This is a genomic window from Martinezella rhizogenes (assembly GCF_027460065.1).
Classification (GTDB): Bacteria; Pseudomonadota; Alphaproteobacteria; order Rhizobiales; family Rhizobiaceae; genus Agrobacterium; species Agrobacterium rhizogenes_C.
Map to the genome: position 1 here is coordinate 147,892 of NZ_JAPYZZ010000010.1, position 22,581 is coordinate 170,472.

22 protein-coding genes are annotated in these 22,581 nt (G+C 56.6%); 7 read left to right on the plus strand and 15 right to left on the minus strand.

Annotated elements, in window-relative coordinates; all coding sequences use genetic code 11:
- Positions 1-9 precede the first annotated feature (9 nt).
- The 3 genes from O8B93_RS16920 to O8B93_RS16930 all read right to left on the minus strand — a co-directional run bounded on the left by O8B93_RS16920 (position 10) and on the right by O8B93_RS16930 (position 3,032).
- Complete coding sequence (locus tag O8B93_RS16920) at positions 10-951, minus strand: carbohydrate ABC transporter permease (RefSeq protein ID WP_269711076.1); 942 nt, start codon at positions 949-951, stop codon at positions 10-12.
- Positions 952-1,004: 53 nt separating this feature from the next.
- On the minus strand, positions 1,005-2,057 hold the full coding sequence (locus tag O8B93_RS16925; RefSeq protein ID WP_269711077.1) for an ABC transporter ATP-binding protein: 1,053 nt from the start codon (positions 2,055-2,057) through the stop codon (positions 1,005-1,007).
- 144 nt (positions 2,058-2,201) lie between these two features.
- A complete protein-coding gene (locus O8B93_RS16930) occupies positions 2,202-3,032 on the minus strand; it encodes an IclR family transcriptional regulator (RefSeq protein WP_269711078.1) in 831 nt (276 codons plus the stop codon).
- Positions 3,033-3,211: 179 nt separating this feature from the next.
- On the opposite strand from O8B93_RS16930, the gene O8B93_RS16935 reads away from it, so the two are divergent.
- Positions 3,212-4,219: a Gfo/Idh/MocA family protein gene (locus tag O8B93_RS16935; protein WP_269711079.1), complete on the plus strand. Its 1,008-nt coding sequence runs from the start codon at positions 3,212-3,214 to the stop codon at positions 4,217-4,219.
- Complete coding sequence (locus O8B93_RS16940; RefSeq protein WP_269711080.1) at positions 4,216-5,139, plus strand: SMP-30/gluconolactonase/LRE family protein; 924 nt, start codon at positions 4,216-4,218, stop codon at positions 5,137-5,139. Before O8B93_RS16935 ends, O8B93_RS16940 begins: the two co-directional genes overlap by 4 nt.
- A 139-nt stretch (positions 5,140-5,278) precedes the next feature.
- Here the strand turns inward: O8B93_RS16940 and O8B93_RS16945 are convergent, their stop codons facing one another.
- The 4 genes from O8B93_RS16945 to O8B93_RS16960 form a co-directional block, all read right to left on the minus strand.
- A complete protein-coding gene (locus O8B93_RS16945) occupies positions 5,279-6,052 on the minus strand; it encodes a carbohydrate ABC transporter permease (RefSeq protein WP_269711081.1) in 774 nt (257 codons plus the stop codon).
- Positions 6,053-6,134: 82 nt separating this feature from the next.
- Positions 6,135-7,079 (minus strand): carbohydrate ABC transporter permease, encoded by a 945-nt coding sequence (locus tag O8B93_RS16950; RefSeq protein ID WP_269711082.1) that lies wholly within the window; start codon positions 7,077-7,079, stop codon positions 6,135-6,137.
- A gap of 64 nt (positions 7,080-7,143) precedes the next feature.
- A complete protein-coding gene (locus O8B93_RS16955; protein WP_269711083.1) occupies positions 7,144-8,460 on the minus strand; it encodes an ABC transporter substrate-binding protein in 1,317 nt (438 codons plus the stop codon).
- A 10-nt stretch (positions 8,461-8,470) separates the two neighbouring features.
- The gene (locus O8B93_RS16960; protein WP_269711084.1) at positions 8,471-9,331 is read right to left on the minus strand and encodes a metallophosphoesterase family protein; all 861 of its coding nucleotides are present in this window, start codon (positions 9,329-9,331) and stop codon (positions 8,471-8,473) included.
- 120 nt (positions 9,332-9,451) lie between these two features.
- Between O8B93_RS16960 and O8B93_RS16965 the strand changes: the two genes are divergently transcribed.
- A complete protein-coding gene (locus tag O8B93_RS16965) occupies positions 9,452-10,012 on the plus strand; it encodes a TetR/AcrR family transcriptional regulator (RefSeq protein ID WP_269711110.1) in 561 nt (186 codons plus the stop codon).
- Between the two features lie 103 nt (positions 10,013-10,115).
- Here O8B93_RS16965 and O8B93_RS16970 read toward each other — a convergent pair whose 3' ends face one another.
- The 3 genes from O8B93_RS16970 to O8B93_RS16980 all read right to left on the minus strand — a co-directional run bounded on the left by O8B93_RS16970 (position 10,116) and on the right by O8B93_RS16980 (position 14,047).
- On the minus strand, positions 10,116-10,925 hold the full coding sequence (locus O8B93_RS16970) for a shikimate dehydrogenase family protein (RefSeq protein WP_269711085.1): 810 nt from the start codon (positions 10,923-10,925) through the stop codon (positions 10,116-10,118).
- Positions 10,919-12,892 carry an FG-GAP repeat domain-containing protein gene (locus O8B93_RS16975; RefSeq protein ID WP_269711086.1) on the minus strand — a complete coding sequence of 658 codons (1,974 nt, stop codon included), beginning with the start codon at positions 12,890-12,892 and terminating at the stop codon, positions 10,919-10,921. The genes O8B93_RS16970 and O8B93_RS16975 overlap by 7 nt, the downstream gene beginning before the upstream one ends.
- Before the next feature lie 330 nt (positions 12,893-13,222).
- Entirely contained in the window at positions 13,223-14,047 is an 825-nt protein-coding gene (locus O8B93_RS16980) for an IclR family transcriptional regulator (RefSeq protein ID WP_269711087.1), read from the minus strand.
- Between the two features lie 324 nt (positions 14,048-14,371).
- Between O8B93_RS16980 and O8B93_RS16985 the strand changes: the two genes are divergently transcribed.
- Positions 14,372-15,250: a ribokinase gene (locus O8B93_RS16985; RefSeq protein WP_269711088.1), complete on the plus strand. Its 879-nt coding sequence runs from the start codon at positions 14,372-14,374 to the stop codon at positions 15,248-15,250.
- Between the two features lie 79 nt (positions 15,251-15,329).
- A complete protein-coding gene (locus O8B93_RS16990; RefSeq protein WP_269711089.1) occupies positions 15,330-15,902 on the plus strand; it encodes a LysE family translocator in 573 nt (190 codons plus the stop codon).
- Between the two features lie 257 nt (positions 15,903-16,159).
- On the opposite strand, the gene O8B93_RS16995 is transcribed toward O8B93_RS16990, so the two are convergent.
- Positions 16,160-17,032 carry a DMT family transporter gene (locus O8B93_RS16995; RefSeq protein WP_269711090.1) on the minus strand — a complete coding sequence of 291 codons (873 nt, stop codon included), beginning with the start codon at positions 17,030-17,032 and terminating at the stop codon, positions 16,160-16,162.
- A 59-nt stretch (positions 17,033-17,091) separates the two neighbouring features.
- Here O8B93_RS16995 and O8B93_RS17000 point away from each other — a divergent pair, with 59 nt between their 5' ends.
- Positions 17,092-17,697, plus strand: a complete 606-nt coding sequence (locus O8B93_RS17000) for a TetR/AcrR family transcriptional regulator (protein ID WP_269711091.1) — start codon at positions 17,092-17,094, stop codon at positions 17,695-17,697.
- 254 nt (positions 17,698-17,951) lie between these two features.
- Here O8B93_RS17000 and O8B93_RS17005 read toward each other — a convergent pair whose 3' ends face one another.
- On the minus strand, positions 17,952-18,842 hold the full coding sequence (locus O8B93_RS17005) for a LysR substrate-binding domain-containing protein (RefSeq protein ID WP_269711092.1): 891 nt from the start codon (positions 18,840-18,842) through the stop codon (positions 17,952-17,954).
- A gap of 688 nt (positions 18,843-19,530) precedes the next feature.
- Between O8B93_RS17005 and O8B93_RS17010 the strand changes: the two genes are divergently transcribed.
- Positions 19,531-20,625, plus strand: coding sequence for an MFS transporter (locus tag O8B93_RS17010; protein ID WP_269711093.1), 1,095 nt, complete (start codon positions 19,531-19,533; stop codon positions 20,623-20,625).
- 235 nt (positions 20,626-20,860) lie between these two features.
- Here O8B93_RS17010 and O8B93_RS17015 read toward each other — a convergent pair whose 3' ends face one another.
- The 3 genes from O8B93_RS17015 to O8B93_RS17025 form a co-directional block, all read right to left on the minus strand.
- Positions 20,861-21,262, minus strand: a complete 402-nt coding sequence (locus tag O8B93_RS17015) for a YybH family protein (RefSeq protein ID WP_269711094.1) — start codon at positions 21,260-21,262, stop codon at positions 20,861-20,863.
- 191 nt (positions 21,263-21,453) lie between these two features.
- Positions 21,454-22,023 carry an NADPH-dependent F420 reductase gene (locus O8B93_RS17020; protein WP_269711095.1) on the minus strand — a complete coding sequence of 190 codons (570 nt, stop codon included), beginning with the start codon at positions 22,021-22,023 and terminating at the stop codon, positions 21,454-21,456.
- A gap of 60 nt (positions 22,024-22,083) precedes the next feature.
- A complete protein-coding gene (locus O8B93_RS17025; RefSeq protein ID WP_269711096.1) occupies positions 22,084-22,566 on the minus strand; it encodes an Rrf2 family transcriptional regulator in 483 nt (160 codons plus the stop codon).
- Between the last annotated feature and the right edge of the window lie 15 nt (positions 22,567-22,581).

Sequence of the window (22,581 nt, forward strand, 5' to 3'; positions counted from 1 at the left end):
TTTAAAATCCTATCCGGTAACGCGGCCGGTCAGCCGGGTGTAAAGAGCACCAAGGGCGACATTGATAATCAGGACGACGATCGAGACGACAGCAGTCGGCCCAATGTTCACCGCCTGAACGGTGCCACGGAAGGCTTCGAAACTGAGCGTGGTGGTCGAACCCAGTGGCCCTCCGCCCGTCATGACAATGATCAGCGTCATCAGGGTGAGATACATGATCGAGAGCGTCAGCGCCGTGCTTCCCAGAGTGGGAAGAATTTCAGTGAGCGTGACGTAACGGAATTTCACGAAAGCGCCGCCGCCATCGATCTCCACCGCTTCGTAGAGTTCCTTTGGAATGGACTGCATGGCTGCGGTCGCCATGACCATCACATAGGGGAACGACCACCAGGCTGTGACGATGATGATGAGCGGCAATGCCATCCCCGGATCGCCCAACATGAGCCCGGGATCGATACCCAGCTTCTGAATCACGTAGGGTATCGGTCCGAACGAAGGGTTGAAGAGCCACAGCCAGATGCTGCCAACGACCGACATGGAGAGCGTCCATGGAAAAAGGATGAAAACGCGCAGCGTGGAACCTGTGACGCCCGCCCTGTTTAAAACCAGCGCCGCTGCCATCCCAAGAATGATCGCTCCAGCCAGGGAGCCCCCGACATAAGTCAGCGAAATGAACGTCGTATCCCAGAACGCGGACGAGGTCAGAACTTCGGCGTAGTTGGCGAGACCGGCAAAGCCGATCAGTTCGTAATATCTGGTTTTCTGAAAGCTCAACCAGATGACAAAGATCGTCGGATAAAGCGTGACGAGAAACAGGATCAAAATGGCGGGCGTAAACCAGAGGAAGGGAGCCCATCTGACGCGCTTTGCGTCATCAGCGGCGCTCAGGACGTCGCTCGCATGGCTCGTCCCGCCTTGGTTCGTGCTTGCTTGTAGCGGAGGTATCGACATTCGACTATAAATCCCGTGTGGACATGTCCCGGTGGAGGGGTGGCAGCGTTCCCTTAGGACAGTCGCCGACCCGTGCTCTCGTTGAAGAGGTGGACGCGCGAGATGTCAGGAGCCACAGTGATGATCTCGCCAACCTTCGGGAGAACGCGATCGCGGAATATGCAGACGATTGTCTGACTACCGAGGCGGGCCATGATTTGCGTCTCCGAACCGGTTGGTTCAACCACGGTGACGGTGAGAGGCAGGCCTTCGTCACTGATGGCCAGATGTTCTGGACGGATACCGTAAATCAGCCGTTCCGACGTATCAGCCAAGCCTTCGGGCATTGGAAGCGTGTGGCCGCTGTCCAGAACAAAGCGGCCCTGCTCCACCTTGCCTTTCAGGAAATTCATTGCCGGCGATCCGATAAATCCCGCGACAAACAAGTTGGCTGGGTAATCATACAGCTCAAGCGGTGCACCGACTTGCTCGACATGACCGTCGTGCATCACAACAATCTTGTCGGCCATGGTCATCGCCTCGACCTGATCGTGGGTCACGTAGACCGTCGTGGTTTTGAGCCTCTGATGCAGTTCCTTGATCTCGGCGCGCATTTGCACACGCAACTTCGCATCGAGGTTCGATAGCGGTTCATCAAACAGGAAAACCTGTGGATTGCGAACGATCGCCCGGCCCATCGCCACGCGTTGACGCTGTCCGCCAGAGAGTTCGCGAGGATAGCGCTCCAGGAGTTTGGTGAGGCTGAGGATTTCAGCGGCTCTTTGAACACGCTGAGTTCGCTCCTCTTTCGGCGCCTTTTTGAGCTTCAGCGAGAAGCCCATGTTTTCGGCAACGGTCATATGCGGATAAAGGGCATAATTCTGGAAAACCATTGCAATGTCTCTGGCCTTCGGTGGAACGTCATTCACCGTGCGCCCGCCGATCTGGATTTCGCCACCCGAGATATCCTCAAGGCCCGCGATCATTCGCAACAAGGTCGATTTTCCGCAACCGGAGGGTCCGACCAGAGTGACAAACTCCCCCTCATGAATATCGACCGACACGCCATGAAGCACGGGCAAGGCGCCGTAAGCTTTACGAACGGCTTTGAGTTCAACGCTAGCCAACTGTTTCCTCCTACGGGCCGCTGAGGCGGCCATCAATCCTGAAGCGATTTCCCTGATCGCTATTGGAACGTTATTCCATTAAGGAAAGCAGGTGTCAAGAAGGATCAGTGACATGGTGAGTGCACTGGCAGTTAGAGGGGATGTTTAGATAATGTTACCAATCACTTGAGAACTTCTCGAAGTGTTGTCCCTTGGGCTGGGGGAGGCGATCCGATAGGGCCAAAGTTGCGAAAGTTCCTCGGCGGTTGCCTTAACCTGGTCCGCCAGTTGCGGTAATACGAGGGAAGAAAAATGGTGGATGGGCCCGGCGATGCTCACCGTTCCAACAACCTGACCTCCAACTCTGATCGCGACAGCGACTGCAGCCACACCTGGCTCCGCTTCTTCGATAGCCGTCGCCCATCCGCGTTCTATGGTTTCATCCAAAGCCGCAGAAAATGTCTGCCTGGAGGTAATAACGCGAGGGCCGCCGAGGTCTTTTCGCCCTAGTCCACTGGCGACCGCCCTTTCCAGAGCTTCCTCTCGGTCCAGTGTCGCCAGCCATGCTTTTCCGTTGGCTGTTGTGTGCAAAGGAACTTTTGCCACCAGTTCCGGCTGGTAGATCAGGCCCGACCGCATGCCTTGGGAATGGGATATCCACGTCAAACCATCCGGATCGAGGATCGCAATCCTGCCCAGCCCCTTGGTATTGCTGGCTAATTGATCGAGAATCGGCTGGCAGATATCGGGAATCCGTGTACCGGCCAGCAGGCGCTGGCCCATGACAGCAAGGCGCAATGAAAGCCGGTAGAACCCATTCTCAGGGTCCTGTTCGGCCCAGCCCAAATCACACAGACTGTTGAGCAGACGATGAGCTGCGCTCTTTGGAACGTCCAGCCGGCGACTGATTTCGCCTAAAGACAGTCCATTGGCGTTCTCGCTCAACAGCGTGATGAGATCAAAACAGCGGTCCAGAAGGGATTTGACAAGTCGCATGATACCACGATATTCGGTTTATCGGAACACCATTCCAATAGCACTATGAGAGGCGTTTCACAAGAAGTCGCTTAAACGGCAGCAAACCATAAGACCGCACCCGGAACATCGGCTTGCGGCCACCACTACGTTTAATCACAGCTGCACGCCTTGATAAACCCGCAATAAACGGAGTCGTGATGAAGATTGCAGTATTCGACGTCAGCCACTGGCACTTTCCGCTTTATGTCGCTGCACTGAAGGACCCGGGTATCGAGGTCATCGGCATATCAGACAGCGCGGCATTTGCCGGGGCACGTTTCTCCGACCTGTTCAATTGTAAACTATATGGCTCCAACGACGAACTCATGAGCCAGGATTTCGACTTCGCGCTCGTCTTCAGCCGTCATTCCGACATGGCCGAGCTCGCAGAGCGGCTGATAGCAAAGGGCAAGCCTTTTCTTATTGAGAAGCCGTGTGGAATCGATCTCGAGGAAGTTCGTCGCATCCGCAAACTTGCTGAGAAACATGGCGTCTTCGTGAGCGTGCCTTTTATTCAGCGCGTCAGCAACCTGGCTGATCGCCTCTCGCCGGCCGAAGGGCTCACGCCCGATGGGTTTCAACATCTTTCCTTCAGGTTTATCGTCGGGTCTGTTTCTCGTTACGAACGTAACGGCTGCGCCTGGATGCTTGACAAGGCGCATTCGGGCGGGGGGTCGATGCTGAATGTCGGCATTCATTTCATCGACCTGATCTCAGATCTTACGCAATCCCCCATCACCGAGGTCTCAGGCCGGGTCCAGATCTACCGGCCTGATGTGACCGTCGATGAACAGGCTGTCTTCACCTGCCGAACTGCCGCAGGACAGATCGGCGTGATCGAGACGGGGTATTTGTATCCCTCCACGGCCGACGATCAGCGGGATTTCGCCTTTTCACTCTCGCATCGCCAATCCTATATCCGCGGCTACGCCGACCAGTTCTATGCCAAATCGCGGGAACACGAGAAGGCTTCCGCGACGACCATCGAGTACAACACGGACGAATATTACCCGGTTTTCCTCCGCCGCAGCTGGGCGGACCTCGCGAATGGTCGCCCTCCCATTGCAGGCCTGCCGGAAGCGGAGCGAGCATTGGCCGTCATTGAAGCAGGTTATCGTTCGGCAGCAAATGGTGGTGCCCCCGAACGGGTCGAATCCACGGAATGACAATTCCCGATATGGAAATCGTAGCGGCCGGACTTCACTTCCCGGAAGGCCCTGTCGAACTTCTCGACGGCACGATTGCTGTCGTGGAGATTGGTCGGGGTCGGATCGTGAGGATCAGAGCAGGCGGAAAAAGCGAAGTACTGGCGGTGACGAAGGGCGGCCCTAACGGAATGGCCCTGGGGCCGGATGGGGCGCTTTACGTTTGCAATAATGGAGGGTTCTCCTGGACAGAAGATGGCGGCTGGCTGCGCCCTGCCGGCTTGGCTCCTGACTACGACGGCGGTGCGATCCAGAAGGTCAATGTCTCCACCGGCGAGGTTGTTACACTGTATGATCAATGCGACGGCCGAAGCCTGAGCGGCCCAAACGACATCGTTTTCGACAATCTTGGCGGATTCTATTTCACTGACACCGGCCGGGTTCGGGAGTTCCAACGCGATCACGGTGCGGTATTCTACGCGAAAGCCGATGGCAGTTCGATAAAAAGGGTGGTGTTTCCGCTGATAGCACCAAACGGGATTGGCCTGTCGCCCGATCTTAAGACGCTTTACGTCGCCGAAATGGAAACAGCTCGGTTGTGGCGATACGCCATCACCGAGCCGGGAGTGGTCCAAAAAAAACCATTTCCGAGTCAGAACGGGGGTGAACTCGTCATCGGTCTCGGTGGCTTTCAGCGCTTCGATAGCTTGAAGGTCACAGCGGCAGGTAACATCTGTGTCGCGACCTTGGTGACAGGGTGCATAACGGTCATTTCGCCACAAGGGGATTTAATCGACCAAGTCATGATGCCAGACATTTGCCCCACAAATATCGGATTTGTGGGCCCAGACATGGAAGATGCCGTCGTGACGCTGTCATTGACGGGGAGGGTCGGCCGGCTTCGCTGGCCTGAGAAAGGTCTGAGACTGCAGCATCAATGATAGCAAATAACCCTGCCGTGATGTCAGGGTAGGTGAGTGAGATTGAGAAACTCCGGGCTCCGTACCCTGGTGGCCGTGCATGGATGCGAAATATGATATGCCCGACAGGCTGCGCGATAGCGTTTCAAGATGCAAGCCACTATCGAATTCCTGATTTCATGAAGGATTGGACGACCTGCCGCTGCAGCAGGACATAGAGAATGAGGATCGGCAGGCTCGCCATGGTCGATGCAGCCATCAGCGGTCCCCATTGAGTGCCCTCGGCTGTCATGAACATCTGAATGCCAATCTGGACAACGCTGTTGTCCGGCGTTCGCGAAAGGAGAAGCGGCCAGAAATACTCATTCCAGGTGGAGATGAAGACGAGGATCGTCAGGGAGGCAATCATGCCCTGCAGGTTCGGTACGATTATTTCCCACAGAACCCGCCAGCCGCCCGCGCCGTCCATGCGCGCCGCCTCCAGCACTTCCTTGGGAAACGCCCGCATTGACTGTGTAAACAGCAATATGGCAAGCGCGCTGGCGAAATGCGGCAGGATCAGCGCCGTGAGGCTGTCCAGCAAACCGAGTCTGACAACGAGAAGATAGTTCGGGATCATCACGACCTGAAGCGGGATGAGCCAGGTCATCGCCATCAGTGCATAGACGAATTTATCAAACGGGAAACGGTAGCGGACGAACGCGTAAGCAGCCAGCAATCCCGTCAGAAGCTGGAATGCCGTGACGACGGTGGACACGATCACCGTGTTGACCAGCATGCTGCCGATCGGGATCGCCTTGAGGGCGTAGGTGTAATTTTCGAGCGTTATCGCGCTTGGCCAGAATGTGTCGTCGAGCAGGGCGTTGGCCGGTCGCAGTGAACTGATGATCATCCAGTAGACCGGGAAAAGACAAACCAGCGAAAGAACGATCATCACTGCGTGGCCAAGCGGCGTGCGAAGGCCTGTAGAAAACCGCTTTCGTGCGGGCGGTGAACCTGCTCGCGGCATTGTCACGTCAATTGTCATGGAAAGAATACCTGTCGACAAGACGCAGCAGCCCGAAGGCGAGAGCGCCGAAACCGAGGAAGAGGATGATGGCGGCCGCCGAACTCCATCCGACCGACATGCTCGAAAAACCGAAGTCCCACAGGATATGGAAGATATTCGTGGTGGAACCGAGCGGGCCGCCCTGCGTGAGCACGACGATGTAGGAAAAGCTCCACTGCGCCCCGAGCAGGATGGTGATCATCACCAGAAACAGAATGGTGGAAGAGAGAAGCGGAAGCCGGACATCTCTTATGATCCCCCAACGGCTCGCGCCGTCCATTCGAGCAGCTTCGATCAGCGCCGGGTTGATATTGGCGTTTGCCGCCGCGAGAATGAGCGTCGAAAAACCGACGAGCTTCCAGCCTGTGATAAAGATGATCGTCCAGATCGCAATATCCGGATCCGTGAGAAACCGTATCGGCTCGAGACCCACAGATTTGATAAGCCTGTTCAAGACACCGTAGTCGGGGTCGAGAATCCAGCGCCAGACGGACGCGGCGACCACCGGTGCAATGATCATTGGAAGAAAGATGATCGCACGATAGATATTCCGATAGCGTCCCGATAGATCGTTCGTATAGATCGCCAGCGCAAGCGGCAGGATGACCGCGAGCGGCAACAGCCCAATGACATAAATACCGGTATTCTGAACCGCCTGCCAGAACTTGGGCAGGGCGAATATATTGGTATAGTTCGACCAGCCGACGAACTTTACTGGTGCGCGGGGCAGCATGTTCCACTGGTGGAAACTCAGCCACAAGGCATCGAAGAGCGGCCAGTAGATCCAGACGAGAAACGTCACGGCGGCAGGGGCGATGTAAAGCCACGGCGCGATGGTTCGTCCCGCTATGGATCGTCCAAGGCGACGTCCGACGGGGGCAGAAGGTGATTGTGGGAAAGCGGCGGCGGTCATTTCACACCCATTTCGAGAAGGGGCCGCCGGGACCTGACCCGGCGGCAAGGATCGCGAAATGCGATCAGTTCATGACAAGGCCCTGCGCCTGCGCTTGCGCAGCCTTCATCGTCTCAGCAACGTCGGCCTTGCCGAAGACAGCGGTCTCTGTCGCATCCAGAAGGATTTTGGTGATCTGACGATAGTTCTGCCCAGGAAAGGCGACCCATTGATGAAGACGCTCCAGCTGCGCAAGGTTGGGGCGTACCATCGGGTTCTGCTTGACCCACTCGCCAAGATATTGCGGATCGTCGACAATATCCGGACGCAGCGGCAGATAACCGATTTCGGAGGTGATGACGGTGTAGCCACGTTTCGAGGTCAGGAATTTCATCAGTTCCCAGGCCGCCCGCTGTTTGGGCGGTTCCTGGCTGAAGATCATGAGGCCGCTGCCGGAGTTGGTCGGCGTCGAAGGCCTGTCGGCAAAGCCAGGCATCTGAGTCGCGCGCAGTTCAAACTTGCCGGCCGCTCCCTTGATCAGTGAGTTCTGCTGGGCCGACGTATTGAGCACCATGCCCAGTTGCCCGGACTTCATGGTCTCGATCATCACGTCGTTCGGCATGTTCTGGTAAGCGCCGGTCTCATGCAGATCGCGCAGCATCGAGATCGCCTGCACCGCAGCCGGCTCGCCGAAGGTAATCGTCTTGCGGTCCGCCGAAAGAACGCTGCCGCCATTCGATTGCAGAAGACCCTGCAGCGCCCAGTCGAAGCCGGCTGCGCCGCCGCCGGCGAGCGCGCCGTTGAAACCCTGCGCGCCGGTTTTTCCGCGAATGGCGACGGCCGCCGCCTTTACCTGTTCCCACGTCTTCGGTGGCTGGTCGGGATCGAGACCCGCCTTGCGGAACAGGTCGGCATTGTAGAACAGAACCGGCGTGGAGAAGGTATAAGCGAGAGCATAAGTCTTGCCACCCAGCTGACCGAGCTTGATGCCGGCCGGGATCATGCCCGCAAAATGGTCGGCAAGCTCGTTTTGAGGGACAGTGTCCTCAAGGGTGACCGCGCCAAGATTGTCGGCGGAAAAGGCCAGGCCGTCGAAGATAACCTGGGCGACATCCGGCGCCTTGCCGGCGGCCATGTCACTTTGCAGACGGCTGGCCATGTCCTGCGCGGGGACAGCGACCCCCTCGACCTTGACATTCGGATTGGCCGCCATGAACTCACCGATGAGCTTTTTGGTGGCTTCGGCGCCAATGCCGGCAGAGGCAAGATTGTAGTTGTAGAACGTGATTGTAACCGGCTTGTCGATGCTTGGGGCCGCGCTCTGGGCGTGAGCGGTTGCGCTCATCACGGCGCCGGCGACGACAAGCGACGAAAAACCTGCCAGGATATGTCTTCTCAACATGCTCAAATCCTCATTCGGCTGCAGCGGCAACGCGCTGGCGCTCGATTTCTGCGATGGCTGCAAGTGAATATACGTGTAGTTCCCGACGTTCTGCGGGCTGCGGTATGAAGGAGACCGTCAGGCCGGACGGACGCAGCTTGCAGAGTGCGAAGCCCGAACCGCTGACCATCCGCAGGTTTTTATGAAACTGCAGAACGTCGGTTGCTGCATGCTGGCCCATGCCGACGATCAGCGGGATGCCATACCAGCTCGACACGCGATCGAAATGAATGTGGCCGGAAACGATCCCGACGACGTTTCGATCCTTGAGAAGATCGCGCAATAGGATCGTGTCGGCGCAGGCGAAGGTTTCCCATTGGCCTTCGACATCGTCTTCATCCAGGGCAGGGCCATGATGCATGACCAGAAGCTTCGGCAGGTCGTTTTCGCTAAGCTTCGCCTTGAGCCATTCAACCTGACCGTCCTCGAAGCCGCCGCCGATACGGTTTGGGAGCGAGGAATCAAGCACGATGACATGAAGGCCGTTGATCACCTCATCGTGGTCGTAGGGCTTCAGAAGTTCGGAATCCCGGCCAACAACACTCTTGTAGAAATTCTCGCGGTTGTCGTGGTTTCCCAGCCCGAAAAGCACCGGTATGTCGAGGTCGGCTTCGCGGAAAATCCGCTTCAGTTCTTCGTAATCGGTCATGTCGCCGCGATTGACGAGATCGCCGCTGGCGACAATAAAATCGGGCTTCGGCACGATGGAACTGATATCGGAAAGGATCGACTTGAGCGTCGCCGAGGTGTCGGAGAAAAGATGATCATCGGGAATGTCAGGGTTTCCGACATGAATATCGGTCAGATGCACGAAGGTAGGTTGTTTCGTCATGATGAAATCCGTTTGCCGCGCTTGGCGTTTTACCGTGTTTGAGAAAGCCGGTTGCCCGTCTGCGGAAATTTTGTTACCAACACTCCATGACATTGAGATGAACGTTCATTCATGACCAAGATGCTAGAACCCCGGATACGTATTCTGAATGCGGCGACACGGCTTTTCGTTGAAAACGGGCTGCAATCGCCGATGGCGCTGATTGCCAAAACCGCAGAGGTTTCAACGGGATCGGTCTATAATCACTTTCCTTCCAAGGAAGGCTTGATCCTTGAGGTCTGCAGGCAGCTTGCGCAGACGATGGAGGAAATACTCGTCCATCCGATCGACCGATCTATCCCTTATAAGGAGCGCGTCGATGCCTATGTCGGAGCTTATATCGACTTCATCTGGGCAGATGCCGATCGCGCAGGGCTCTATGACTACCTCTTCAGTTCACCGGCCATCCCGCTTGAGGAACTGGCGGTGATTTTCGACAAGGTGACGGAACATAGCATCGCTGTTTTCTCCGAGGCGCAGGAAGGCGGCCCCGGCTGGGGAATTTCGCCGCAACTGGCCGGATCCTTCGTGCGCGGCGCCATCCGAAACACGTTGAAGCGCCATCGAGCGACCGGAGATGATATGAATGACGCGCAGCGGGCCGGAATCATGCGCATGTGTTGGAACGCATTAACCCCATAATTATCGCAGCTTGGCCAGACATGCTTATGCGCCGTCTTCCCTGCTGCAAAAAACGTTATGCCCTGTAATCAGGCATAACGTTCGTTACGAAGTCGAAACGCAGCTAAGCCCAAAGCTCACAGATATGATCAACGGTGAGGTCCGCTTGACCGGTGATCATATGCATGCCGGAGTGGGTTTCGACACCCTTTGCCGCGGCGAGCGCGAGAAGCCGGGTGGTCTCCGGCTGGGCAATGACTTCGGCCATTGTCATTCCCGGCTGAAGCAAGCCCGCATCCAGCGGAAGCGCGTCCGTGTCGTGCAGGCCGAGCGATGTCGCATTAACGACGAGCTGGCCAGCTTCCGGCTCGGGTCTGCCTGCTTTGGCGAGCTTCCGCCCGAAGTCGGCATTGATGGTCTCGGCCAGCGCTTCAGCCTTGTCGACGGTCCGATTTGATATCGTGATGCTATTGGCACCTGCCTCGACGAGTGCAAACGCTATGGCGACCGATGCGCCGCCGGCTCCGACGATCAGCGCATCGCGGCCTTTGATCGTGATCTCCCTGGACTGGAGACCGCGCACAAAGCCCCTGCCGTCAAATTGGTAGCCGCGGAAGCTGCCATCCCTCTCGCGGCGCACGAGATTGACGGCGCCAACGCGGGCCGCAACCGGATCGAGACTGTCGCACAGATCGATGGCGGTCTGCTTGTGGGGCAGGGTAATGCCGAACCCCACAAGGTTCGGCATAGCCTTCAGGCCGGCCCAGATCGTGGGCAGATCCTTTGCAGGAACATGAAGCGGTACGGAGACGATATCCGCTCCCCGTGCCGCAAAGAGCGGATTGACCGCCGCCGGCGTCTTGGCCTGGGCGATCGGGTCGCCGATGATGCCGATAAGCTTGGTCGTTCCGCGAATGCTGACGCCGGTTACCACGACAGTTCCTCGCGCTTGAGCCAGACGATGCTGCCGTCCTCGATGCCGACGATAAGGTCGAGCACGCCGCGACCAGCCCAGTCGACGACTTCCGGGGAGGCGACATGCATCGCCATCTGAATGGTCTCGTCCCGATGCTTGATCGGGATTGGCAAGGCAAAACGCGGTTCTTGCGGTGTCCCAACATTACGCGCGTAGAAAAGGCCGGCCTGCTTGGTCGTATTGCGCGGCGCACCGGTTTTCGGATCCGGCGGCACGCAGGCGCGGGCATGGGTGCCGAAGATCAGATCGGTGCGGCCAGTGCCTTCCCAATCGCAAAAGCAAAGCTTCACACGACCGCGTCCACCGCCGACATCCACGGTGAACCGCATGGCGTCACCGTTTTCCCATTGGAGAAAACGCTTGTCGACGAGTTCCGTATCCGAGGCCTTTCTCCAGTCGCTGAGGACGCCGTCTTCATCCAATGCGACATAGTGAAGGTCGCCGTCCCCGAGCCAGTCGACGACAGCCGGTCTAACGCGCCAGACTGTCTTCAGCCGCTTGCCTCTGTAAGTGAGGAATTCCTCTTCGCCAAAGCGCGGGGGAATCGTCTTTTCGCCGGTATTGCGGAACAGACGGTGCCTGCCGGTCACGTCGCTGACGAGAATGTCCATGCTGCCGTTGCCGGTCCAGTCGGCCAGTGTCGGGCAGGAATAGCCGAACATTTTCTCCGAAGGTCCTTGGATCGAACCGGTCAGGCCGGCCGCAAGCCGGATCGGCGTCTCACCGCCCTTCAGCATGACTTCCTTGTCGAGATAGATGGTGCCGTCTTTTTCGCGGCTCTGGTAGAAGAGAAGTTCACCGGTACTGTTACCGACAACCAGATCGTAGTGGCCGTCACCGCTAAAATCGTAGGCTGCGGGGCTTGGCAGAATGCCGGCATGGATCAGGGGCTTCGTCGTCTCGATTCTGCCGCGCTGTTCGAAACGAGGAAGACCGTCCTCGCCATCGCCGACATTTTTGAGGAAGCTGATATAGCCGTCCTCTGCGCCGTACAGGATATCCTCGCGGCCGTCGCCATCCCAATCCACCACACAGGGCAGGTGGATGCATTGTTCGAGTTCCAGCACCTTGTCATCGATGGTGCGGATCAGGCTGGTCGGCTCGAACGTCCCGTCTTCGCGTTGTCTTGCGATATGCAAGATATTCCAGAACTCGCCCGCAATGATGCTCTGACGCTCCGCGCCGAAGCGGCCGAAGGCAGGAGCAAGCTGGCCATAGACCTCGAGCGGTGTTTCGCCGGCGATGAGGGCGTGTCCCTTTTCCAGCACGGGAGCCGCGAGCGTGCCACTGTTTTTGAAAGCGTAGAGAAATCCGCGCAGCGGACCGCCCAGCCAGCGGTCGGCATCGTCATATCCGCGATATCCTTCGTCATTCCATTCCAGACCATTCGGCCAGTAGTCATTCCAATAGTCGCTGCCGACGATCAGTTCATCCACGCCGTCGCCATCAATGTCGTGGAAGCGGGCCATGTGGAAATACTCGTTGCCCTTGACCCAGTCGGCGTCCAGATCGAGCCTGACAGGATCGCCAAATTTCGGCGCTCCCTTCACGCCAATATTGGGGAAGACGTAGATCTGCTTACGCAGACGAGATGTCGAGACGAGGTGGAACGTATCGCCATCCCGGACCGCCGTCACGTAACCGCGCACACCTTCGACCAGTTCTTCCTCACCCAAAACAGGCGTGCCGTCGGAGTTTGTTCCGATCTGGCGACGCAGAAAGACACGACCGTCATAACAGGCGTCCCATGCTGAAATCAGCATATCCTTCGTGCCGGTGCCGCTCCAGTCCACAATCTCGACGCAGGTGATGATGCGTCCGGCGACCGCCGCCGACTTTACGTCAGGATGATATTCCAATGCTTCCGAGCCATAGTTCGGGCCATGCCAAACGGTGGCGTCGTCCTCCCATCGAGTCACGCTCATCGCGAGCCCTCCCTCTAAAAAATAAATGGAAATGATTTCTAAAACGAAAAAAGCTTTCAAATCTAGCAAAAAATCGGCTGTAGCCTTTTTTTCATAGAATACGCGTGCTCGGACCTCGAGGAACGGCGATGAAAAAGTGATGAGGCGTATTTGTTTGTGGTTAAAAAACGCGATGGCCGCGAACACGCCAAGCCCGTCTATTTCAGGACGATAAAGTGCGAGGGGTGCGGCCTCTTCCCACGGCAACGATAATGGCCGTGGGAGCAATTCTGGCGGAATGAGCCTGCAGAGTGGCGCGCGATCCTGGATGGCGCGGTGAGGTATAAGAAGCTACCTCACTGCCCCCGATGCAACATGCAATGGGGTCATTGTGCGCTGACGAACCCGCAGAGGCCAGATATCACTCAGTTCCGCCGCTGCCTTGTGGAGTGCACGGGTCAGGTCTGGCCAGCGGTCTTCTGTTATTCGCATGAGAGGTCCTGCCACGGAAATCGTTCCAGCCACGGGGGCATTTGCATCGGCACGTGCCCGAAACGGAACAGCAATTGCTGCGGTCCCAGCCTCTCCTTCTTCAACCGAGGTCGCAAAGCCCCGTTCTCGAGTTTCATTTAGCCTAACTCTCAATTCATCGATTGACCGAGCAGAATTGGGGCCGAGCTTTCGTTTTGCCGTGAAGCCGCGGGAATAGACGATCTCCAGCGCCTGTTCTTCGGGCAAAGTGGAAAGCCATGCCTTCCCGTTCGCGGTTGCGTGGAGGACAATTTCATGTCCCATGTCCGGGTCATATCGAAGGCCGGTTGTTGCGCCTTGCGCCCGTGCCACCCATACGAGATCCTGACCTTCCACGATGGCCAGGCGACAATATTCCTGCGTTTCCGCCGCCAAACGATTCAAAACCGACTGGACCACATCAGGTACGTTTCGCGCATCAAGATTGCGGAACGCCAGCGCACTTAATCGAAGTGAAAGGGCATAGTTTTGGCTTGCGGCATCCTGGATCACCCATCCATGGGCAATCAGAGTCGTCAACAGCCGGTGCACTGCACTCGCAGGCATATCAAGGCGTCCAGCGAGGTCGGATAGCTCAATCGATCCTGCTTCTGTAGCCAACACTTCCAGAAGCGTCAGGCATCGTGATACGGCAGCGACTGTCAAATCTAAAATCTCCTTTTATTGCAGTCTATCGAGATTGTTTCCATTATGGAATGGCCTTCCACAACCGCCGTCTACTTTTGCAGGTGGCTGTCTGCCACGCCCACACGGATTTCCCCGTCGAAAAGCCCTCGCACTTCCATTCCCTTACACTCTTGAAATAAATAGAAATAGATTCTAAAAAGAAAAATAATTCTGAAAATTGAAATTAGATCGGGTGGAATGGCTGCCGTAGACCTCCAGTCGATCAATGGAGCGTTTTATCGATGCTGTGGAAAGTTGCAGGTTTCCGCGTCGCCATCGCGAAACAAGCTTAGGATTTAAAAAATGATCGTTACGTTCGGGTCCATCAATGTCGATCTCATCTACCTGGTCGAGGAAATTCCTCAAGCGGGGCAGACAGTCCTGGCCCGAGGCTCTCGAACCGAGCCCGGAGGGAAGGGGGCGAACCAAGCGCTGGCAGCCGCTCGAGATGGCGCAAATGTCGCCATGGCGGGGGCGGTCGGCGACGACGCCATGGCTCCTATCGCCCTTCAGAATTTACGGGACGAAGTTGACGTCAGCCGGGTGGCGCGCTCAAGGCAATGCACGGGGTCTGCTGCGATAATGATCGACGCCAGCGGCCGCAACATGATTGCTGTTTCGGCAGGCGCCAACCTTGTTGCACAATCCGACAATGTGGAAGATGAGCTTATCCAGAATGCCAGTTACGTCCTGATGCAGATGGAGAACGATGTTTCTGAGATCGAAAATCTTATCAGGCGCGTTTCCAAATGTTCTGCGAAATCGATCCTCAACCTCGCTCCGGCTTACCCGCTGGATCGCGAACTCCTTTCCTTGGTAGACATCGTAATCGTCAATGAAGACGAAGCCGAAGCTCTTGCAGGGTGGGTTGGATGCGAGCCGGACGCGAAGTCCCTGTCTGACACTCTTAAGACCGGAATACTGCGCACTCTGGGAAGCGAGGGAGCCGAAGCTTCCATCAACGGCGAAGAGTTCCGCGTGTTGGCGCTGCCCATTGATGCGGTAGACACGACTGCGGCCGGCGATTGCTTTGTTGGAGTGCTTGCTTCCGCTCTCGATCGAGGCTTCTCTTTCGAGGCGGCAATGCGACGAGCGACAACAGCCGCCGCAATCGCTTGTTCCCGTCCGGGAAGCCAGTCGAGTATCCCTCACGTCACCGAGACAGATAGTTGGCTGACGTGAGAAAGCTGCGAGAGCGGCCGCATGGCGCAGATAGAGGATGTGACTGGACACGGTACAGAAACCCGGCGGACGGCAGGTCGTGAGCTATCCCGCATTTATCTTGGCCGTCTTCATTCTTCTTCTGAGCCCGGGGCCAACGAATACACTTATGGGGTTGGCAGCGGCACGAGACAGCTTCTGGCGCGTTCCGAAATTGTTACCTGCCGAGCTATCGGGCTATCTCACGACAATCCTTCCGCTTGCCTGGCTCGGGGACGAGCTAGTGAGCCGTTGGCCGGGAGCCGCTCTCATTTTAAAGGGCGTGGCGGCGACTTGGGTCATGTATCTCGCTGCAAATCTCTGGATAGCGGGAAATAATGATATCAGATATGGCAGCGTCACCGCTCGGCGCATTTATTTGACGACGATGCTCAACCCCAAGGCCCTTGTAATCGGACTTGTTTTTTTACCTCGACCAGCAGCGCCGGATTTCTTGTCAAAGCTCATCCTTTTCACCGCTTTGGCGAGCATCGTTGCTATTATCTGGGCAATGGTCGGTGGGTTGATACAGGCCAGCGCAAAAAGCAGCAGGATCATATTAATCCAGCGGGTGGCGTCCGTGTGGCTTGTCATCCTCGCCTGTGGAGTCGCGTTGGAACTCTTTCGAGCCTAGGGGCTTCGGAATGACGGCCGTGTGTGAAGCCGTTGTCCGGGGCATGCTGATGGCTGCATTCAGCGCGGCCTGTGACGGCGACATTCAGATATCGACGGCACATCCGTTCGCTCTCTTCAGCAGGCTGCAACGGCAAAAAGGGGCGGGATCATTGTCTCGGGTAGGACGGCTAGCATTTTGGGGAGCGAGATCGCTTCGGCGTGGCGGGTAAGGCCACACTCGTCTTCGGGGATATCTTTTTCCGCCCGATCAATCGCTCACTGGGCGACGATAGCGGGCTTCCGGTCCATCGCGAGATACCAAAAGACGGCAGCCAAAACGACTGCGCCACCAATAAAAGCGGGCTGGGATATCTGTTCATCATAGAATAGCCATACCCAAACTGGCCCAAGCACGACGTCGAGCATAGAGAGCAATCCGGCCTCTCCTGATCCAATACGCCGGGACCCGTGGAGAAGAAGAATGTAGCCGATGCCCGTTGTCAACACGCCATAGAGCGCGCAAGCGAGAACCTGCTGTGGCGCCGGGATCGTAAATTGCATCTGCGGTAGTGAGATGCACAGACATGCAAAGGCTGCAAGGGCGGTCATCATTGTCGTGTCCATGTCGGGCACGCGCTTGGCGATAACTATCTGGGTGGCGCATCCTAGCGTCATAGCGAACGCGCACAAGATACCGAGGACATCCCCAGGCGATACTGCAGCGCCGACCGAGATTGTCACGCCGACAAACGCCAAACAGCCAGCGGCCGCGAAACGATAAGTCACACGATCCTTGAGCCACAAAAAGGCGATGGCAGTCGCCAAAAAAGGCAAGGTTGCATAGATCGTCATGACGTTGGCGACTGTCGTCAATTGAAGGGACGCAATATAGGTGATGGCAGCGATCGCGGAAACCCCGGAGGCTGCGACACCGGGCATCCCGTAGCTACCCAGCCGCGTCCGCCTGCTTATTCTTTTCTGGACGATCAGGAAGACTCCAAGAGTAACGATGGAGAAGGCTGACCGCCATGCGACCATAGACCAGAGGTCCATGTCGGCCATGCGCACGAATAGACCCGCTGTACTCCACAAAAACGCCGAAGCGACAACCAGATATATTCCTGTCCGGCGCTCTTGTGATAAAATCATGATAAATTGCTCCGGACAGGTGTTGTGCATATTCAATCTTATAGACGATCGGTCTAGTCATGAATATTCCATTAACGACGCGAACGCGTCTCATTTCCGAAGGCTTGCGACAATTGCTTGCTCATGGGTACGACGGAGTGGGGATTGGGCCGATCCTAAAAGCCGTCGATGTTCCGAAAGGATCGTTCTACTACTTCTTTCAGAGCAAGGACGATTTCGTAGTCGCGATCATCGAGGCCTATGAGGCCAAGTACAGCGTCATCAGGAAAACGCTCTTCTCGGACTTGTCACGCCGCCCGCTTGCCCGTCTCGACGCTTATTTCGAGATGCTTGAGCGTGAACTTATAGAAGAAGCACCCTATGCAGGGTGCCTCTATGGGGTAGTGGCCCAAACAGCAGCAGCCAGGAGCGCCTTTGTACTCGACGCGCTGGCAACCTCATTTGATCGCTGGGAACGAAGCATTGTCGAACTGCTGACCGTTGCCCAACGGGAAGGCGACCTTGCCAAAGGGGAGGATATAGCCGATCTAGCTGCGGTCATCGTCGAGGCCTACGAAGGAGCACTCATCCGGGTGAAGGTAAAGGGCGACGTGTCAGCATTCACACGCTTCCGTAGCAAGGGTCTCCGGCGATTATTAGGTCGCACCAAGCCAGCGTTCTCTTAAGGCGACCATAGCTTGGACATGGAGGGCGGGCTTTTGGCACGATCCTTGACTGATTTTCCGGTAAGACAGAAAATCTAGGTGTGTTTCGATGGTTTGAAGTCGATCAGACTTCCGCTGGAACTGCCACGTCATAAATACCGGTGCATAAACCTTGTCACTGATAAATCCTGTGCCGTCTAAGTCTAATGCGACGGAAACACTGCAGACCAAAGATCAGCCGATATGTTTAGCGTAGAGCCAGCGCGTGCGATGAATCAGATCGCTTCAGCCTCAGTTTTGATCCAGTCAATGAAGGCGTTAACCTCGCCTCTTTCGATTGCACTACGCGTTGTCACCGCGTCATAGCCGAGGTCGATGCGCAGACTTTGCGGCACGGCGCGGACCAGCAACCCCGCTGAAACAAGATCAGCAAGAACCGGTCCACTTCCAAGCACGACCCCCTGACCGGCGATAGCAGCCTGAACCGCCAGATTATAATCACTGAATCGCAAGCCGTTGCGAGGCTCTACGCCTGACGTCCCAATTTGCTCAAGCCATACAGCCCAATCCATCCAGGCCCGTGTAGCAGTTGCCCAGCCAAGAGCGGAGGTCTCCCAATGGATGAACCTGCAACCTGCAAGATCGTTTGGTGCGGCCAGCCCTTTAGCGATCTGAGGACTGCAAAAGGCGCACAATTCCTCATCGAACAGTCGGTGGGCGACGACCTTGTCATCCGCCCCTGCGCCAAAGCGGATGGCGATATCGGCATCGCCTCGAGCCAGATCAGCCAAATACGCAGAGGAATCGATCAGCACATCGATGTCAGGCTCGCGAACACGGAAGCGCTCGAGCCTAGGCATAAGCCAGGCGGTGGCAAAGGACGGCTCGGCCGATACAACAAGCCGCCGCCGTCCGCCCTCGGCGCGCATGCGCCGGACAGCTTCGACCAGATGGTCGAAACCAATTGCAAGTCCGTCCCGTCCCACAGCACCGCCCGCCGTCAGCCGCAGACCACGCCCGGCGCGTTCGATCAGGGACAGCCCGAGCGTCTCCTCGAGCTTGCGTACCAATTGCTTCACGGCAGCCGGCGTGACGTGCAGTTCTGCCGCCGCGCGAGCAAAGCTCAGGTGTCGGGCAGTCGCCTCGAAGGCGCGCAGGGCATTCATGGACGGCAACCAGTCAGACATGAAGTCAGATTATCTAACTTTATACGACGGATCAAATGCTTTGCAAGCATGCGAATCAATCCGTAGCATGTCAGAAAATCTTACATCTGACTTAAAGGCTCCCCAATGAGCGGCTCCAACCATTTTGATCCCATGACACCATTCGTGTCCGTGCACGCCGATTTGAACAGTCGCCTTTCCGGCACCTGTGAGAGACGCCCGAAACCCTCATTGGTTATGCCCGCATGGCGACAGCAGATGAATGGTCCGGATGAAACCTCGTCATTAGGTCGGACACAGTGACCGGGATACTATGCAAGATCACGGGCCAGCCGCTCTGCGACGCGGACAAACGCATCCCCCGTGGGCTCGACAGGACCATTCCGTGATCGCCAGCTAGGGCGGATCGCCGGGTATGAACTCGCGGTCTATCGGTCGCAACCTGTCGCTTCAAGTGATGAACCACCTCATCAATGACTGGTGCCCGGCCCATGATGTCGCGCGCCTGCGCCTCATCGAAATTCGACCTTGCCTCACCGCGCCTGCCGCCTCTTGTCGCGGACGACTTACACGAACGTTACCAAGCACCCTCGACGAGTTGCCAATGACCTTTCAAGCCAACAACAGCCCAATCGCCACACATGCGTCCATCCGTGCCGGTCGTCCCGAACAGTGGGGGACCCGAGCCATGTATCTGGCGGTAGGCCTTGCAATGGCGGCCTGGGCGCCGCTCGTACCGTTCGCGAAGGCGCGAACCGCAATTGACGAAGGAACCTTGGGCCTCGTCCTTCTTTGCCTCGGGCTAGGCTCCATCGTGGCGATGCCGCTTACGGGACTTTTGGCAAGCCGCTTCGGGTGTCGGGCGGTGCTCGTAACATCCTCGCTCGCCGTCGCCCTGATCCTGCCGACGCTAGCACTCTCGAACGACGTCGTGACGCTTGCGATTTCGCTGACGATCTTCGGCGCGAGCCTCGGCACTCTTGACGTTGCAACCAACATCCAGGCGGTGATGGTCGAGAAGGACAGCGGCCGCAATATGATGTCGGGCTTCTATGGAATATTCAGCCTCGGAGGCATTCTCGGCGCGGGTGGGGTAAGCCTGCTTATGCATATAGGGTTTGAGCCTCTATATGCGACGCTTGTCATTAGCGGGACTGTGGTTTCCCTCGTTGTCGTATCGCGTCGGTTTCTTCTCTCCTGCGTCAATCGGGACGCAGATGGCGCCCCGCACTTCATTATGCCGAACGGGGTCGTCATCGTTATCGGCTTCTTGTGCTTTATTCTGTTCCTCGCTGAAGGCGCAGTACTCGAATGGAGCGCGCTCTTCATGATCGAGACACATGGCCTTGATCCCGCCATTGCGGGCTTCGGCTACACGGCTTTTGCGAGTGCAATGACTATCGGCCGGTTGACCGGTGATGGGATCGTGAAGGTCGTCGGTGGAACTCTGATCTTTGTAATCGGTAGTTTCGTCAGCGCCGCAGGCTTTATCCTGGCCGTGTTCGCGCCGATACAACTTCTCGCGCTGGCTGGTTTTTTCCTGGTCGGGCTGGGAGCATCAAATATTGTACCTGTCCTCTATACAGCTGCGGGAGCACAGAAGCACATGCCGGCCAGCCTCGCCATCGCCAGCATTACCACGATCGGCTACAGTGGCATCCTGATGGGGCCGGCGGCGATAGGCGGTGTGGCGCATATGTCAGGCCTTGATACAGCGCTGCTTATAGTCGCTGCTTTGCTTGTGTTCGTTGCGGCGCTTGGACCTCGAACGTTGCGTCAGTGAGCGCAGATATTCTGCACTCAAGCAACATCGGTTACGCCAGCCTGAGGACGCGTTTTCCGTAATTCCTAAGCTTGCCCTGTCACATGAAAAGTGGTCACGGCGCTCACTCTCTGCGCAAAGGCGGAGGACCCGGTCAATACCGTGAAGCCCTTCAGACGGACGCGCCCCAATAGTACAAAGCTTGGCGCGAAGGCGTCCGCATCAAACAGTCGCTTATATGAGCAGATCAGGCTGTCTACCTCGTTTTGGTTGTGCAGTATCTCGCAATGTTCCAAGCTCCATCAGCCGATTTCCGGAGCAGGAACAGCTCTTCATATGTCGCGGGCGCGACCTCGCCAGTTGCCTTGATGGTTTCAGTGCCATTGGTCGCACTGCGGACAAACGCCCAGTCAGCGCTGGTTTGCACGACCTCTTTGATTTCATAGGCCATATTGAAATCAATTTTCTCGAACACGCCGGGGTAAACCTTTGCGAGCTCCACTTTGCCTGTGGACGAAGGCCTGCCGGGACCCATTAAGACACCGTCATCGGCATATGTTGCTATAACGCCTGCAACGTCCTCGCGGTTGAACGCGGTCAAGTAAGAAACTGCGGTCGCTTCGATTGCTGCCAATTCTTTGTTCAGTGTTTCACTCATGATCTTCTCCTTCGGTAGCTACGCCGTTTGGTTGGGTTGAAATAGTGGTTCTTTAAACTTGGGTTGACACCCTCGGAAAGGCCAAGGGGACGGTGTCCGCCGCCTATTGCCTGATCGCTAGGATCTGCTCTTGCAAGGCGTTAGTGGACACCTGATTTGCCTCAACAAATGTCAAGGTTTTAGGGTTAGGTTCAGGCCCTGCAGATCTTCGCCAAACTGTTGCAGCCGACCGCCTTCCTGGATTGCACCAAGATCGACTGTCGCGTAGCAAAGTTGGACAATGAGGTCGGAGACCGGTTTGCGTGCTGACGCATCGTTACCAGATACAAAATGACCCTTCGGCCTCCCGCTTCTGTCGGATTTTCCAGCAGGGCGGTAGGAAGGGTACTAAAGGCCTTTACGGCCCGTGTACCTGGCAAGGTCTCGGCTATGATGTCCGATGCAAGTCTACCGTCCAGGTCTGCTGGACTGAAATCACTAAAGTTGATCGCGTTGGTCGCATCGATCACCGTGCGACCAGCCCAGTCGATCTCTCCTGCAAGTTCAGGCACCGTCGCATGAAGGACGGTCAAGATAATCGCATCGACTTCTAATGCTTCAGGCAAATCGACCGCCCGCACATGAGGGCCGAGTTCTTGCACAAGCGCGCGCAACGAGGACGCACCACGGCTGTTGGTGATCGACACGTCAATTCCACTGGCGGCGAAACGTCGTGTCAAGACCGATTCGATGGGACCTGACCCGATAACAGAAATGCTCATTAACTGATTCCCTCAAAAGCTAGTGTGCCATTGACATGATTACATTTATAAGCAGCATTTTTAGCTTGAGATCGCAAAATCACCCCGGCGGGCTATCTCCGCGGCTACATCCGCAATAGTCACGCTGCCCAACTCGGCCTCTAATGCTGCCTGTGCCTTATCCAGCGTTGGGCGCAACACGTTCTGGATATTTTTCCCAACTACGCACACGCTACTCGGCGACGAACGATGCATGGAAAAGAACTCACTGTCCTCCACTGCGCGATAAACATCCACCAAGGTGATGTGGGAGGCCTTTTTAGCAAGTAGCGCCCCGCCACCTGCGCCGAGTTGAGCTGTTGTGAAGCCAGCGTTAGCCAGCGCCGACAATAAAGATCTGATTACGGTTGGATTGGTGTTTGCGCTGAATGCCAGATCCTCGGAACGCACGGGGCGCCTCTCGTGGATCGCCAAGATCGCGAGAGTGTGAACGGCCACGACGAATCGAGTGCTAGTGGGCAATACTTTACTTTCTAAGGAAGTATGAATGCGACATACATACATATTATTCTGCTGTCA